The following is a 14,510-nucleotide window of genomic DNA, read 5'->3' as shown; positions in this document are numbered from 1 at the left end:
AAGCGGCCAAAGACCGCGATCGCCACGGCTCAGGCGGCCAGCATGCGCTCCACCTCCACCACGAGCTCGCGCAGGTGGACCGGCTTGGCCAGCACCCGGGCGCCGGGCGGAGCGGTCTCCTCGGCCTTGAGGGCCACGGCGGCGAAGCCGGTGATGAACATGATGCGCAGGCCCGGATGGCGCTCGGCGGCCAGGCGGGCCAGCTCGATCCCGTCCATGCCCGGCATGACGATGTCGGTGAGCAGGAGGTCCCAGTCCCGGTCGATATGCTCGGCCGCTTCCTCACCGTCGGCGCAGGCCTCGACCTCGTGCCCGGCGCGCTCGAGGGCGCGGGCGAGGAAGCCCCGCAGGGAGTCGTCGTCTTCGGCGAAGAGGATTCGGGGCATGGAGGGTCCTGGGTCAGCCGCCGGGGACACCACCTCAAGCCGGTTTGACCGGCGCAGGCAAGAGGGGCTCATATGCCGCCATGAGCCTGTCCGCCGCGAATCCGCAGATGTCCACAGCCTTCGACATCCGCTGGCCGGACGGGGAGGCGGAACCGCCGGCGACGCCCCTGGTCTTCGCGTCGCCCCATTCGGGCCGACTCTATCCCGACGACATGAACCCGGCCCTCGACCCTCTGTGCATCCGCCGCACCGAGGACGCCCGGGTGGACGACCTGGTGGGCGAGGGGCCGGTCCTCGGGGCGCCGCTGATCCGGGCCCTGACCGCCCGGGCCTACCTGGACGTGAACCGCGATCCGGCCGAACTGGATCCTCGCCTGTTCAGCGAGGCGCTTCCCGCCGACGCCCGCACCCTGTCGCCCCGGGTGGCCGCTGGGCTGGGCGTGGTGGCCCGGGTCGCCTCGGGCGGGGCGGAGATCTACGACCGGCGGCTGAGCCTGGCCGAGGGCCTGGGGCGGATCGCCCGGGTCCACCAGCCCTATCACGACGCCCTGTCCCGCCTGCTGGCGCGCGCCCGGAGGGCCCATGGCTTTGCGGTCCTGATCGACTGGCACTCCATGCCCGCGACAGCCGCGCCGGGGGTGGACTTCGTACTGGGGGATCGGTTCGGCGCCGCCTGCAGCCCGGCCCTGACCGGCGCCGTGGAAAAGATACTGGCCGAGGCGGGTTATCGCACGGCCCGCAATTCCCCCTTCGCCGGCGGCTACACCACCGAGCACTACGGCCGCCCCCACCATCGGACCCACGCCCTTCAGGTGGAGATCAACCGGGGGCTCTACCTGGATGAGGCGCGGCTCGAGACCACGGCGGATTTCGAGCGCCTGCGCGGGGACCTGGGCGGGATCATCGCCCGCCTGGTCGCGGCCGACTGGCGCCGCCTGCTGGCCCACTGAGGACCGGCGTCACCACAACGGCCAAAAAAAAAGCCGCGCCGGTGAGGGCGCGGCAGTTCATTAGGGAGGAAACGCCCAGGAAGGGCAGAAGCGTCAGCGACGCCTCACGAGTGGGAAGTTAGATTGCAGCGCATCAAAGTTCAAGGGCATACGATTGCAAATCCAGGCCCTGGATCATGAAAAAACGGAAATGATCCTCACTTCTGGCGCATACCTGAAACAAATGTGTCGCCACTGTGTGCTGCAATGCACAATTAACGCCTAACCGGGGCGAAACCCACGGGGCGTCTGGCGCTGGGGCGCGGAACCTCCTACAAGCGCGCGCTTCCACAGATAAGAACGTCATGCAGCTTCGCAACATCGCCATCATCGCCCACGTCGACCACGGCAAGACCACCCTGGTCGACCAGCTCCTCGCCCAGTCCGGCGCCTTCCGGGCGAACGAGGCGACCGTCGAACGCGCCATGGACTCCAACGACCAGGAGCGGGAGCGCGGCATCACCATCCTGGCCAAGTGCACCAGCGTGCTCTGGGCGGGAGAGGCGGGCGAGACCCGCGTCAACATCATCGACACCCCCGGCCACGCCGACTTCGGCGGCGAGGTCGAGCGGATCCTCGGCATGGTGGACGGCTGCGTCCTGCTGGTGGACGCCGAGGAAGGTGTCATGCCCCAGACCAAGTTCGTCCTCGGCAAGGCGCTGAAGATGGGACTGCGCCCCATCCTCTGCCTGAACAAGGTGGACCGGCCCCACGCCGACCCCGACCGGGTGCTGAACGACGCCTTTGACCTGTTCGCCGCCATGGGCGCCACGGACGAGCAGCTGGACTTCCCGCACATCTACGCCTCGGGCAAGAACGGCTGGGCCACCCTCGACATGGCCAAGCCCAACGCCGACCTGGCCCCCCTGTTCGACCTGATCGTGCGCCACGTCCCGGCGCCGGCCGCCAGCCAGCGCACCGAGGAACCCTTCCGCATCCTCTCGGTCCTCATCGAGAACGACCCCTTCCTGGGCCGCCTGCTGACCGGGCGGATCGACTCCGGCAAGGCGGTTCCCGGACTGGCCATCAAGGCCCTGTCCCGGGACGGCCAGGAGATCGAGCGGGGCCGCATCACCAAGGTGCTGGCCTTCCGGGGCCTCAAGCGCCAGCCCATCGAGGACGCCGAGGCCGGCGACATCGTCGCCATTGCGGGCCTGTCCAAGGCCACCGTGGCCGACACCCTCTGCGCGTTGGAGGTCACCGAGGCCCTTCCGGCCCAGCCCATCGACCCGCCGACCATCTCCATGACCGTCTCGGTCAATGACAGCCCCCTCGCCGGCCGCGAGGGCGACAAGGTCCAGAGCCGGGTCATCCGCGACCGCCTCCTCAAGGAGGCCCAGTCCAACGTCGCCATCCGGGTGACCGAGTCCGGGGAAAAGGACGCCTTCGAGGTGGCCGGCCGCGGCGAGCTCCAGCTGGGCGTCCTCATCGAGGGCATGCGCCGCGAGGGCTTCGAGCTGTCCATCAGCCGCCCCCGGGTGGTCTTCCAGGCCGACCCCGAGACCGGCGAGCGGCTGGAGCCCATCGAGGAGGTGGTGATCGACGTGGACGACGAGTTCACCGGCATCGTCATCGAGAAGCTGTCGGCCCGGAAGGCCGAGCTCAAGGACATGGGCCCCTCGGGCGCGGGCAAGACCCGCATCACCCTGATGGCCCCCTCGCGCTCCCTGATCGGCTACCAGGGCGAGTTCCTGACCGACACCCGGGGCTCCGGCGTGCTGAACCGGGTCTTCTCGCACTACGACGGCTACAAGGGTCCCATCGACGCCGGCCGCAAGGGCGTGCTGGTCTCCAACTCCGACGGCGAGACGGCGGCCTACGCCCTGTGGAACCTCGAGGATCGGGGCATCATGTTCGTCGGCGGCGGCGAAAAGACCTACCAGGGCATGATCATCGGCGAGAACTCCCGGGCCGACGACCTGGACGTCAACCCGATGAAGGCCAAGCAGCTGACCAACGTCCGCGCCTCCGGCAAGGACGAGGCCGTGCGCCTGACGCCGCCCCGCCGCATGACCCTCGAGCAGGCCATCGCCTACATCGAGGATGACGAACTGGTGGAAGTCACGCCAAAGTCCATCCGCCTGCGCAAGCAGGTGCTCAATCCGAGCTTCCGCAAGAAGCGCGCCCGGGTCGACTGAGACCCCGGCGACCGCCGGGAGGACGTCCATGGTGCACCCGCTCTACGCGGCCATGCCCCCCACCATCTTCGACGAGATGTCGGGGCTGGCGCGCGCCCATGGCGCCCTGAACCTCGGACAGGGCTTTCCGGACGATCCCGGCCCGGAGGCCCTGCGCCGGGCCGCCGCCGAGGCGGTTCTGGACGGCTACAACCAGTATCCGCCGTCGCGCGGCCTGCCGGAGCTGCGACGGGCCGTGGCCGCCCACTATGCCTGGACCCAGGGCCTGTCCTTCGATCCCGATGCGCAGGTCACCATCACCTCGGGGGCCACCGAGGCCCTGGCCGCCGCCATCCTGGCTCTCGTCGAGCCGGGAGACGAGGTCATCCTCTTCCAGCCGGCCTACGACGCCTACGCTCCCCTGGTCCGCCGCGCCGGGGGCGTCCCGCGCTTCGTGACCCTGTCGCCGCCGGACTGGCGCTGGACCGCCGGCCAGCTGGAGGCCGCCTTCACGCCGCGCACCCGGGCGGTGATCCTGAACTCGCCGGTCAACCCCACCGGGGTCGTGGTCCCCCGCCAGGACCTAGAGCTCCTCGCCGCCGCCTGCCGGGCCCGAAGCGTCCCGGTGATCTGCGACGAGGTCTGGGAGCACCTGGTCTTCGACGGCGCCGTCCATGCACCCCTCATCGCCCTGCCCGGCATGGCGGACCTGGCGGTCAAGATCGGCTCGGCGGGCAAGATGTTCGGCCTGACGGGCTGGAAGGTGGGCTTCCTCTGCGCCGGCCCGGTCCTGTCTCCGGCCCTGGCCCGCGCCCACCAGTTCCTGACCTTCACCACGCCGCCCAACCTGCAGGCGGCCGTGGCCTTCGGGCTGGAGACCCCCGGGGACTGGTTCACCGCCATGCCGGCCCGGATGCAGGCCAGCCGCGACCGCCTGGCCGAGGCCCTGCGGCGCGAGGGCTTCGCCGTGGCCCGGTCCCAGGGCACCTATTTCCTCACCGTCGACCTGCCCGACTCCGGCGTGGCCGAGGCTGACAGGGCCTTCGCACTCAGGGCGGTGACGCAGGCCGGCGTCGCCGCCATCCCGGTCTCGGCCTTCTACGAGACCGAGGCCGTCACCCGGGTCCTGCGCCTGTGCTTCGCCAAGGCCGACGACGTGCTGGACGAGGCCGCGACCCGGCTGGCCCGGGCCCGCGACCTCTCCCTCAGCGCGGGGGCCTGAGGCCTCAGCTCGTCGAGCCGCCGTCGACCACCACGGTCTGGCCGGTCATCCAGCCGCCCGCCTTCGAGGCCAGGAACACCGCCGCCCCGGCGATGTCGTCGGGCTCGCCCAGGCGGCGCAGGGGCGTGCCCGCAGACGACCGGACCTCGGCCTCGGGGGTGTCCCACAGGGCGCGGGCGAAGTCGGTCTTCACGAGGCCCGGCGCGATGCAGTTGATGCGGATGTTGTGGGGGCTCAGCTCCTGGGCGAGGTTGCGGGCCATCTGCATGTCCGCCGCCTTGGAGATGGCGTAGGCGCCGATCACCGCCGTGCCGCGGAAGCCGCCGATGGACGAGACGATGATGATCGCCCCGTCCTTGCGCTCGACCATCTCGGGCGAGACCAGGTTCACCAGCCAGTTGTTGGCGATGATGTTGTTCTCGAGGATCTTTCGGAAGGCGTCGTCGCTGATCCCGCTCATCGGCCCGTAATAGGGGTTGGAGGCGGCGTTGCAGACCAGGATGTCCACCTTGCCAAAGGCTTTGCGGGTCTCGTCCACCAGGCGGGCGAGGTCATCCTTGGAAGAGATGTTGGCGGGCACGGCGATGGCCGAGCCGGGCCAGCGGGCGTTGATGGCGGCGGCGACCTCGTCGCAGGGGCCGGCCTTGCGGGACGAGATGACCACCTTGGCGCCGTGTTCGGCCATGCGCTCGGCGATGGCCTTGCCAATGCCGCGCGACGAGCCGGTGATGATCGCCACCTTGCCGGTCAGATCGAAAAGTTCGCCCATGGGTTTCCTCCGCCTTCGGGTCCTGTTTGGGCGGCCATTTGCCGTCCCGTAAGCCGCAGGGTCAAGCCGCCCGGCTTGTCGTCGGGGGCCGGGCGGGCTAGTCGGAGGGCAGCGGCGGTTTTTTCCGGCCGCGGGGCGGACGCCCCCTTGCGCCGGGCGGCGCGGGGGCACAGCTTCCGCCCCTTGACCGATGGAGTGGTTCCCATGCGCGACTGGCGGCTTGATGACGAGGAAGAGGGCGACGCGCCCAAGCCGGATGCGGCCGCGGCGGCCGGCGGGCCGGTGGCCAGCGCCCTGTTCAAGTCGCGCACCGTCCTCGTCTTCGGCGAGGTCAACATGCGCATGGCCGAGCGGGTCACCGCCCAGCTCCTGGCCCTGGCGGCCGAGGGCGACGGCGACATCCGCGTCATCATCAACTCGCCTGGCGGCCACGTCGAAAGCGGCGACACCATCCACGACGTCATGCGGTTCTGCGGCCCGAAGGTGAAGGCCATCGGCACGGGCTGGGTGGCCAGCGCCGGCGTGACCATCTTCCTGGGCGCCGACCGCGAGAACCGGGTCTGCCTGCCCAACACCCGCTTCCTCCTGCACCAGCCGAGCGGCGGCGTGCGCGGCCAGGCCTCGGACATCCAGATCGAGGCCGAGGAAATCGTGAAGATGCGCCAGCGCATGAACCGGCTCATCGCCCGCGAGAGCGGCCAGACCTACGAGAAGATCCTCAAGGACACCCAGCGCAACTTCTGGATGAGCGCCGAGGAAGGCGTGGCCTACGGCCTCGCCTCGCGCATCGTCTCGAGCGCCATCGAGGTCTGAGGCGGACGGCGGGGGGAAGGGACCAGTCCATGGCGACCTTTACCTCCGACGGCCTCGAGATCGCCTTTGACGCCCGCGAGCCCGCGCCCGGCGGATCCTGGCTGATCCTCGTCCACGGCTTCGCCTCCAACCGCCACGAGGGCTGGCGTCGCACCGGCTGGTACGCGGCCCTGGAGCGGCGCGGCATGGGCTTCGCCGCCCTCGACCAGCGCGGCCACGGCGACAGCGCCAAGCCGCATGATCCGGCCCTTTACGGCCGTGCGGCGATGGCCCGGGACGTCCTCGCCCTGATGGACCACCTGGGCGCCGCCCGGGCCGACCTCTTCGGCTACTCCATGGGATCCCGCACGGCGCTGGAAGTCGCCCTGACCGCCCCGGACCGGGTCTCCAACCTGATCCTCGGCGGCGTCGGCGACGCCCTCTTCACCCCGCGCGAGACGGCCTCCACCGGCGCCATGGCCGCGGCCATGCGGGCGGCGGACCCGGAAAGCCTCACCGAGCCCATGCTGCGCAGCTTCCGCCAGTTCGCCGACGAGCAGGGCGAGGACCGCGAGGCCCTGGCCGCCTGCACCGAGGCCACCAATCCGCCCCTCGACCCGGCGGTCCTGGCCACCCTGCCCATGCCTGTCCGCGTCATCGCCGGGATGCAGGACCGCCTGGCCGGCGACCCCGAAGCCCTGGCCGCCCGCTTCGCCTACGGGAAGGGCGTGGTCCTGCCCGGCTGCGACCACTTCTCCGCCATCCCCCACGGCCTGACCAAGGCCGCCGTCTTCGACTTCCTCGACGGGCTGGATGAAGAGGACCCCTGGGGGCGGTGAGGGTGGGCGGGGCGAGATGACCGTGCCAACGGGACTTGACGCTCTTGCCCTTGAAGACCGGCATCGCAGCGCTCTCGAACAGGCCATGGCGTGGCTGCCAGAGGTCGCGCCGCCCATCGGCATCCTGGTGTCTGGTAGCATCGTACGGGGCAATCCGCACCCTGCCAGCGACCTTGATATTGTTGTCCTGCACGACGCGCCCTGGCGGCGCAGGTTTCAGAGATGGTTCAACGGAACGCCGGTCGAGATCTTCTTCAATTCTGAGGCCTGGCTGAGACACAGCCTCTCCAGGGAGATCGCCCAAGGACGCCCGGTCATGGCCCACATGCTCGCCACAGGCGCAACCCTGCTGGACACTGAGGATCGGCTCGCCAAGCTTAGGACGGAAGCCCTGGCCATCCTGGAGAGAGGTCCGGGCCTGTCACCCGACGCCCTGCTCCGAGACCGTTACGCCGCCGCGACCCAGGTCGAAGACGCCCTCGATTTCCGCGACGAAGACACCGCCGACGCCAGACAGGTTCGAGCCCTGGCGGTGGCCGCCCTCGTGCGCCACGCCTTCCTGAAAGGAAACCAGTTCCTCCCCCGTCCAAAGGAGAGGCTGCAGGTTCTGTCGCAGTCACAGCCGGAGCTGGCCAGGCGTCTCTCCGCAGCCCTCCAGCTTCCACATTCGGAAGCCTTGACGGCCCTCAGAGAGGCCTCCGAAAGCCTTATCGGCGGGGCCGGTTTCTTTGAGTGGGACTCCGGACCGGAGACGAACCTTCCGCTCTGAGATTAGCGGGTGAACTCACAGGCGATGCGCCCCACCTCGGTTGGAATAACCGGGTAAGCAGGGAGGCGGTCAAACGGCGCCTCAGGAGACCCCCTCCGGCCCGCTTCGCGGTCCACCTCCCCCTGATGGGGAGGAATTGGAGTGGACGAATTGCTCCCCCAAGGGGGAGCTCCCGGCGAAGCCGGGTGAGGGGGTCAACGGCGCCCGGAACCTAGTCCTTCGGGCCCATGTTGTAGGGCCCGCCCCTTTCCAGGGCGACGCGGTAGGCTGGGCGGTCCTGGCAGCGGCGGACCCAGGCGGCGAAGCGCTCGTGGCCGGCCAGGCGGCCCAGCATGGCGCCGGCCTCGCCCACGAAGCTCATCTGGATGTCGGCCAGGCTGAACTCGCCCAGGAGGTAGTCTCGGCCCGCAAGCGCCCCGTCGACAAAGCCCAGGTGGTTGGCGATCTCGCTCTCGATGCGCGGCTGCAGGGGCCCGCCGGCCTCGCCCAGGCGGCGGACATACATGTCCAGCATCAGGGGCAGCATGGCCGAGCCCTCGGCATAGTGCATCCACTGCTGGTAAACGTCGTACTCCGGCGAGGCAGACGGCGGGGCCAGGCGGCCTCCGGCGCAGCGGCGCGACAGGTAGTCGAGGATGGCGCCCGATTCAAAGACCACCTGGCCCTCGTGCTCGATGACCGGCGACTTGCCCAGGGGGTGGATGGCCTTCAGCTCCGGCGGGGCCAGGCGGGTGGCGGCGTCACGGGCGTGAAAGCGGATCTCGTAGGGCAGGCCCAGCTCCTCCAGGGCCCAAAGCACGCGCTGGGAGCGGGAATCGTTCAGGTGATGGACGGTGATCATGGTCGAAGGTCCCTGGCCGGCGGGGCGGTTCAGCGGGGTGTGTCGCGGGCCGAAAGCTTGGCCTATAAGGCCGGTGATGAGCGAGACCCTGATCCTACCCCGAATTGTCCCCCTCTTGCACCAGTCGGCGCAGGCGGCCGACGCCGTGACCGCCCGGGTGCGCCAGGCCGTCGGAGCCCTCGTTGCGCCCGGCGGACGGGTAGACCGCCATCGGCTGGATGCCGAGCAGCACGCCGCCCATGGCCTCGCCTGGTGCGCCTCCTATGCCGAGACCCTGCGCCAGGTCGCCCTGTGGGCTGAACGGCTTGAAGCCGACGGCGCCCTGGCCGAGGCCGAGGCCCTGCCGGCCCAGCTCCTGGCCTTCGAGTACGTCTCCCAATTGGCCGGCGGCCTGCCCATGAACCAGGGCGAGACCTTCCGCCCCGCCGACCTCGGCGTCTCGACCGACGACCTCTTCCCCCTGCTGTCCGACCTGCGCCCCGGGGCCTCCCAGGCGGTGAAGACCCGCATCGTCGCCCTGCTGGAGGGCGTCTCCGGCCGGCCCTCCCTCGAGGCCTCGGGACTGGACGAGACCCTGGAGGCGATCCGCGACCAGTTCACCGACTTCTCCCGCACCCGCGTGGCGCCCTACGCCCAGGGCTGGCACCTGCGCGACGAGCTCATCCCCCTGTCCCTGCTGGAAGAGCTGGCCAGCCTCGGCGTCTTCGGCCTGACCCTGCCCGAGGCCTGGGGCGGGGCGGGGCTGGGCAAGACGGCCATGTGCGTGGTCTCCGAGGCGCTGTCCCGGGGCTGGATCGCCGCCGGCTCCCTGGGGACCCGCTCGGAGATCGCCGCCGAGCTGATCCTCGCCCATGGCACGGAGGACCAGAAGGCGCGCCTCCTGCCCGGAATCGCCTCGGGCGCGATCATCCCCACCGCGGTCTTCACCGAGCCCGACACGGGGTCGGACCTCGGCGCCCTGCGCACCCGGGCCGAGCGGTCAGGCGGCGCCTGGAAGGTCTTCGGGGCCAAGACCTGGATCACCCATGCGGCCCGGGCCGACCTGATGACCCTCCTCGTCCGCACCGAGCCGGGCACGAAGGACCACCGCGGCCTGTCCATGCTGCTGGCCGAGAAGCCCCGCGGGACGGACGCCGAGCCCTTCCCCGCCCCCGGCATGAGCGGCGGCGAGATCGGCGTCATCGGCTATCGGGGCATGAAGGAATACGACATCGCCTTCGACGGTTTCGAGGTCCCGGAGAGCGCCCTCCTGGGCGGCCAGACCGGCAAGGGCTTCTCCCAGCTCATGGCCACCTTCGAGAGCGCCCGGATCCAGACCGCCGCCCGCGCCGTCGGCGTCGGCCAGGCCGCCCTGGACGAGGCCGTGACCTACGCCTTCCAGCGGCGCCAGTTCGACCGGCCGATTGCGGAGTTCCCGCGGGTCGCCAACAAGCTGGCCATGATGGCCGCCGAGCTGCTGGGCGCCCGCCGCCTCACCTGGTTCGCCGCCGAGGCCAAGGACCAGGGCCGCCGCTGCGACCTTGAGGCCGGCATGGCCAAGCTGACCGCCGCGCGCATCGCCTGGGCCGCCGCCGACAACGCCGTCCAGGTGCACGGCGGCGCCGGCTTCGCCACCGAGCAGGTCGCGAGCCGGCTCCTGGCCGACGCCCGCATCCTGAACATCTTCGAGGGGGCCGGCGAGGTGCAGGCCCAGGTCATCGCCCGCCGGCTGCTCGAGGGCGCCAACTAGTCGTCCGGAAAGGACATCCCATGGACTTGGTCTTCAAGTACCTGATCCCCGTGGCCCTCCTGGTCGTGCTCGTGACCCTCGGATTTGGCCTGTACGCCCTGTTCCGCGGCGGGGACTTCGGCCGCTCCTACTCCAACCGGCTGATGCGCCTTCGGGTCCTGACCCAGGCCATCGCCGTGGCCATACTGGCCGCCGCCCTCTGGTGGCGCCAGCAGGCGGGCTGAGCCGTGGTCCTGATCAACCGCATCTACACCCGGACCGGGGACGCCGGGACCACCCGCCTGGCCTCGGGGGCCGAGGTCTCCAAGGGCGACCTGCGCGTGGCGGCCTACGGCGACGTCGACGAGGCCAACGCCTGCCTGGGACTGGTGCGCCTGCACACCGCCGGGACGCCCCTCGATCCCCTGCTGGCCCGTCTGCAGAACGAGATGTTCGACCTCGGCGCCGACCTCGCCACCCCGCCGGGTCCGGCCGAGGATCGGGCCCTGCGCATCCTGGATTCGCAGGTCGCCCGCCTGGAGCAGGAGATCGACGTCCTGAACGCGGGCCTGGGCGAGCTGACCTCCTTCGTCCTGCCAGGGGGGAGCGCCGCCGCCGCCTTCCTGCACCTGGCCCGCACCGTCGCGCGCCGGGCCGAGCGCAGCGCCGTCGCCCTGGCGGCCGCCGGCGAGCCGGTCAGCGGCCCGGCCCTGCGATATCTCAACCGGCTGTCCGACCTGCTCTTCGTCGCCGCCCGCGTCGCCAACGACCAGGGCCGCGCCGACGTCCTCTGGAAGGCTGGGGCCACGCGGGAGGCCTAGACGGAAGGGTCTGCGGCCCCTCAGTCCGGCTTTGCGGCCTCCGGGGTCCCGGACTCTCGCGTGCGGGCGTCGGCCTTGGCGGCGTCATGGCTCTTGCGGTCGGTGATCGGCCGTCCGGTGATGTCCGAGATCAGGATCGGTTGGGCGCAGGTGCGCTGGCGCCAGTCCCACCACTTGCCGGCCTGCTCGCACTCCCGGCCCGGGTCGATCCAGACCAGCTGGATCACCACCATGACAAGGCTGACGACGACAAAGACGGCGGCGGTGATGCGGAACACCTGGCGGATGAGTTTCGACATCTCTCGACTCCTGAAGGCCCTCTGGCGGCTCCGAACGCGCCCGGAGCTTGCAAACCTCGCCGGATTGGTTATGCCCCACCCGGTTCCATTTGTTGCAATGCAATTTGAGGCGCTAGCGAAGCCATGAAGGTCCTCGTGCCCGTAAAGCGGGTCATCGACTACAACGTCAAGGTTCGGGTCAAGGCCGATCAGACCGGTGTCGACCTGGCCAATGTGAAGATGGCCATGAACCCGTTCTGCGAGATCGCGGTCGAAGAGGCCGTCCGCCAGAAGGAGAAGGGCGCCGCGACCGAGGTCGTCGCCGTCTCCATCGGCCCGGCCCAGGCCCAGGAAACCCTGCGGACGGCCCTGGCCATGGGCGCCGACCGCGCCATCCTGATCCAGACCGACCAGGACCTCGAGCCCCTCGCGGTGGCCAAGGTCCTCGCCGCGGTGATCACCGAGGAAGCCCCCGACGCGGTCATCATGGGCAAGCAGGCCATCGACGGCGACAACAACGCCACCGGCCAGATGCTGTCGGCCCTGCTGGATTGGCCCCAGGCGGTCTTCGCCTCGGAAATCGTCCTGTCGGCCGGCTCGGCCAAGGTGACCCGCGAGATCGACGGCGGCCTGCAGACCGTGGACGTGGCCCTGCCGGCGGTCATCACCGCCGACCTGCGCCTCAACGAGCCGCGCTACGCCTCGCTGCCGAACATCATGAAGGCCAAGAAGAAGCCCCTCGACGTGAAGGAGCTGTCGGCGGTCGGCGTCGACACCGCCCCGCGCCTCAAGGTGGTCAAGGTCGCCGAGCCGCCCAAGCGCAGCGGCGGCGTCAAGGTCGAGAGTGCTGCTGAAATCGTTTCCAACCTCAAGTCCAACGGGGTGATCTGATGGCTGTTCTGGTTTTCGCTGATCACGACAACGCCACGCTCAAGGACGGGACCCACAAGACCGTCACCGCCGCCCTCGCCCTGTCCGGCGACGTCGATGTGCTGGTCGCCGGCAAGGGCGCCGGCGACGTGGCCAAGGCCGCCGCCGGCATCGCCGGGGTCCGCAAGGTCCTGCATGCCGAGAGCGACGCCCTGGGCCAGGGCCTGCCCGAGGCGATCAGCGCCCTGGTCGTCCCGCTGATGGCCGGCTACGACGCCCTGCTGACCCCCGCCACCTCCCTGGGCAAGAGCTTCTCGCCCCGCGTGGCGGCCAAGCTCGACGTCGCCCAGATCACCGAGGTGGTCGAGGTCGTCGATGGCTCCACCTTCGTGCGCCCGATCTACGCCGGCAACGCCCTGGAGACCGTCCAGTCCGCGGACGCCAAGAAGGTGCTGACCGTCCGGGCCACCAACTTCAAGGCCGCGGCCGAAGGCGGGTCCGCCGCGATCGAGACCATCGATGCGGGTCCCGGCGCCGGCAAGACCACCTTTGTCGGCCAGCAGATCGTCAAGTCGGCCCGTCCCGAGCTGACCGCCGCCAAGATCGTCGTCTCCGGCGGCCGGGCCATGGGCTCCGCCGAGGAGTTCCAGCGGGTCATCGAGCCCCTGGCCGACAAGCTGGGCGCGGCCGTCGGCGCCAGCCGGGCCGCCGTGGATGCGGGCTACGCCCCCAACGACTACCAGGTCGGCCAGACCGGCAAGGTCGTGGCCCCCGAGCTCTATGTCGCCATCGGCATCTCGGGCGCCATCCAGCACCTGGCGGGCATGAAGGACTCCAAGGTCATCGTGGCCATCAACAAGGACGGCGACGCCCCCATCTTCCAGGTCGCCGACCTGGGCCTGGTGGCCGACTACAAGGCCGCCGTGCCCGAGCTGATGGACGCCCTGGCCGCCGCCGGCAGGTAAGCCGGCCACGGGTTTCGAACTCCGGAAAGGGGGGTGCGGTCACCGCGCCCCCCTTTTTCATGCCCGGAACCCCGCCGCGCTGCGATGCAGCAAATCGCTTGGCGGCGCCGCAACACGGTTCTAGGGTGCGCCCCCTAAACGCGGCCGGAGAGCCGCCTTCGCGGGGTTACGTTCATGGCGGGTATCAGGACGGTCGGCGTCATCGGCGCGGGTCAGATGGGATCGGGCATCGCCCATGTGGTGGCCCTGGGCGGCTACGAGGTCCTGCTGCACGACGTCAGCCCCGACCGCATCACCGCCAGCCGCGAGCTGATCGGCCGGAACCTGACCCGTCAGGTCTCCCGGGAGATCATCACCCCCCAGGAGATGGAAGCCGCCCAGGCGCGCATCCAAGCCGCGCCCGAGCTCCAGGTCGTCGGCGCCGCCGACCTCGTCATCGAGGCCGCCACCGAGAGCGAGGAGGTCAAGAAGTCGATCTTCCGCGCCCTGTCGCCCCATCTCGGCCCCAACACCCTCCTGGCCTCCAACACCTCCTCCATCTCCATCACCCGGCTGGCGGCGGCCACCGACCGCCCCGAGCGGTTCATCGGCCTGCACTTCATGAACCCCGTGCCGCTCATGAAGCTGGTGGAGATCATCCGGGGCATCGCCACCGACGCGCCGACCTACGAGACCGCCGTCAACTTCGCCCGGTCCCTGGGCAAGACCACCGCCAACGCCGAGGACTTCCCGGCCTTCATCGTCAACCGCGTCCTGGTGCCGATGATCAACGAGGCCATCTACACCCTCTACGAGGGCGTCGGCACGGTGGAGGCCATCGACACGGCCATGAAGCTGGGAGCCAACCATCCCATGGGGCCGCTCGAGCTGGGCGATTTCATCGGCCTGGACACCGTCCTGTCGATCATGAACGTCCTCTATGAGGGCCTGGCCGACTCCAAGTACCGGCCCTGTCCCCTGCTGACCAAGTATGTCGAGGCCGGCTGGCTGGGCCGCAAGGCCGGCAGGGGCTTCTACGACTATCGCGGCGAGACGCCTGTCCCGACCCGCTGAACCTCAGCCCTGGCCCGGCCGGCGCAAGGGGGATTCGCGCGAAGCCCCTGACGGGGCGCGATTTTCCCGTTCGACAAGTCCATCATGGTTA

16 protein-coding genes are annotated in these 14,510 nt (G+C 70.2%); 12 read left to right on the top strand and 4 right to left on the bottom strand.

All coding sequences use genetic code 11. The annotated features are described in order from the left end of the window. Positions 1 to 29: 29 nt before the first annotated feature. The gene (cpdR, locus tag HYN04_RS01355) at positions 30 to 386 is read right to left on the bottom strand and encodes a cell cycle two-component system response regulator CpdR (protein WP_110449099.1); all 357 of its coding nucleotides are present in this window, start codon (positions 384 to 386) and stop codon (positions 30 to 32) included. A gap of 107 nt (positions 387 to 493) precedes the next feature. On the opposite strand from cpdR, the gene HYN04_RS01350 reads away from it, so the two are divergent. The 3 genes from HYN04_RS01350 to HYN04_RS01340 all read left to right on the top strand — a co-directional run bounded on the left by HYN04_RS01350 (position 494) and on the right by HYN04_RS01340 (position 4,714). Beyond that, positions 494 to 1,336, top strand: a complete 843-nt coding sequence (locus HYN04_RS01350; RefSeq protein WP_241962649.1) for an N-formylglutamate amidohydrolase — start codon at positions 494 to 496, stop codon at positions 1,334 to 1,336. A gap of 344 nt (positions 1,337 to 1,680) precedes the next feature. After that, a complete protein-coding gene (gene typA, locus HYN04_RS01345) occupies positions 1,681 to 3,513 on the top strand; it encodes a translational GTPase TypA (RefSeq protein WP_110449097.1) in 1,833 nt (610 codons plus the stop codon). Between the two features lie 28 nt (positions 3,514 to 3,541). Then, on the top strand, positions 3,542 to 4,714 hold the full coding sequence (locus HYN04_RS01340; RefSeq protein ID WP_110449096.1) for an aminotransferase: 1,173 nt from the start codon (positions 3,542 to 3,544) through the stop codon (positions 4,712 to 4,714). Positions 4,715 to 4,718: 4 nt separating this feature from the next. Here the strand turns inward: HYN04_RS01340 and HYN04_RS01335 are convergent, their stop codons facing one another. Further along, positions 4,719 to 5,483 carry an SDR family oxidoreductase gene (locus tag HYN04_RS01335; RefSeq protein WP_110449095.1) on the bottom strand — a complete coding sequence of 255 codons (765 nt, stop codon included), beginning with the start codon at positions 5,481 to 5,483 and terminating at the stop codon, positions 4,719 to 4,721. Positions 5,484 to 5,687: 204 nt separating this feature from the next. Between HYN04_RS01335 and HYN04_RS01330 the strand changes: the two genes are divergently transcribed. Genes HYN04_RS01330 through HYN04_RS01320 form a run of 3 tightly spaced genes read left to right on the top strand, consistent with a single transcriptional unit; the run spans position 5,688 to position 7,883 of the window. Further along, a complete protein-coding gene (locus HYN04_RS01330) occupies positions 5,688 to 6,296 on the top strand; it encodes an ATP-dependent Clp protease proteolytic subunit (RefSeq protein WP_110449094.1) in 609 nt (202 codons plus the stop codon). Between the two features lie 29 nt (positions 6,297 to 6,325). After that, a complete protein-coding gene (locus tag HYN04_RS01325; protein ID WP_110449093.1) occupies positions 6,326 to 7,114 on the top strand; it encodes an alpha/beta fold hydrolase in 789 nt (262 codons plus the stop codon). Between the two features lie 16 nt (positions 7,115 to 7,130). Further along, positions 7,131 to 7,883, top strand: a complete 753-nt coding sequence (locus HYN04_RS01320; protein WP_162599503.1) for a nucleotidyltransferase domain-containing protein — start codon at positions 7,131 to 7,133, stop codon at positions 7,881 to 7,883. A 211-nt stretch (positions 7,884 to 8,094) separates the two neighbouring features. On the opposite strand, the gene HYN04_RS01315 is transcribed toward HYN04_RS01320, so the two are convergent. After that, positions 8,095 to 8,724, bottom strand: a complete 630-nt coding sequence (locus HYN04_RS01315; protein WP_110449091.1) for a glutathione S-transferase family protein — start codon at positions 8,722 to 8,724, stop codon at positions 8,095 to 8,097. 76 nt (positions 8,725 to 8,800) lie between these two features. On the opposite strand from HYN04_RS01315, the gene HYN04_RS01310 reads away from it, so the two are divergent. Genes HYN04_RS01310 through HYN04_RS01300 form a run of 3 tightly spaced genes read left to right on the top strand, consistent with a single transcriptional unit; the run spans position 8,801 to position 11,253 of the window. Beyond that, on the top strand, positions 8,801 to 10,453 hold the full coding sequence (locus HYN04_RS01310; protein ID WP_110449090.1) for an acyl-CoA dehydrogenase family protein: 1,653 nt from the start codon (positions 8,801 to 8,803) through the stop codon (positions 10,451 to 10,453). Between the two features lie 20 nt (positions 10,454 to 10,473). Further along, a complete protein-coding gene (locus HYN04_RS01305) occupies positions 10,474 to 10,677 on the top strand; it encodes a twin transmembrane helix small protein (RefSeq protein ID WP_110449089.1) in 204 nt (67 codons plus the stop codon). 3 nt (positions 10,678 to 10,680) lie between these two features. Next, complete coding sequence (locus HYN04_RS01300; RefSeq protein ID WP_110449088.1) at positions 10,681 to 11,253, top strand: cob(I)yrinic acid a,c-diamide adenosyltransferase; 573 nt, start codon at positions 10,681 to 10,683, stop codon at positions 11,251 to 11,253. Positions 11,254 to 11,273: 20 nt separating this feature from the next. Here the strand turns inward: HYN04_RS01300 and HYN04_RS01295 are convergent, their stop codons facing one another. Further along, complete coding sequence (locus HYN04_RS01295; protein WP_110449087.1) at positions 11,274 to 11,552, bottom strand: hypothetical protein; 279 nt, start codon at positions 11,550 to 11,552, stop codon at positions 11,274 to 11,276. 123 nt (positions 11,553 to 11,675) lie between these two features. Here HYN04_RS01295 and HYN04_RS01290 point away from each other — a divergent pair, with 123 nt between their 5' ends. The 3 genes from HYN04_RS01290 (at position 11,676) to HYN04_RS01280 (ending at position 14,419) form a co-directional block, all read left to right on the top strand. Further along, complete coding sequence (locus HYN04_RS01290) at positions 11,676 to 12,422, top strand: electron transfer flavoprotein subunit beta/FixA family protein (RefSeq protein ID WP_110449086.1); 747 nt, start codon at positions 11,676 to 11,678, stop codon at positions 12,420 to 12,422. Then, a complete protein-coding gene (locus HYN04_RS01285) occupies positions 12,422 to 13,366 on the top strand; it encodes an electron transfer flavoprotein subunit alpha/FixB family protein (RefSeq protein WP_110449085.1) in 945 nt (314 codons plus the stop codon). Before HYN04_RS01290 ends, HYN04_RS01285 begins: the two co-directional genes overlap by 1 nt. A 174-nt stretch (positions 13,367 to 13,540) precedes the next feature. After that, positions 13,541 to 14,419: a 3-hydroxybutyryl-CoA dehydrogenase gene (locus tag HYN04_RS01280; RefSeq protein WP_110449084.1), complete on the top strand. Its 879-nt coding sequence runs from the start codon at positions 13,541 to 13,543 to the stop codon at positions 14,417 to 14,419. Positions 14,420 to 14,510: the final 91 nt, after the last annotated feature.

The sequence above is a fragment of the Phenylobacterium parvum genome (genome assembly GCF_003150835.1).
GTDB lineage: Bacteria > Pseudomonadota > Alphaproteobacteria > Caulobacterales > Caulobacteraceae > Phenylobacterium > Phenylobacterium parvum.
Note: the sequence above shows the minus strand (reverse complement) of the source record. Positions and strands in the feature narration are given on the sequence as shown.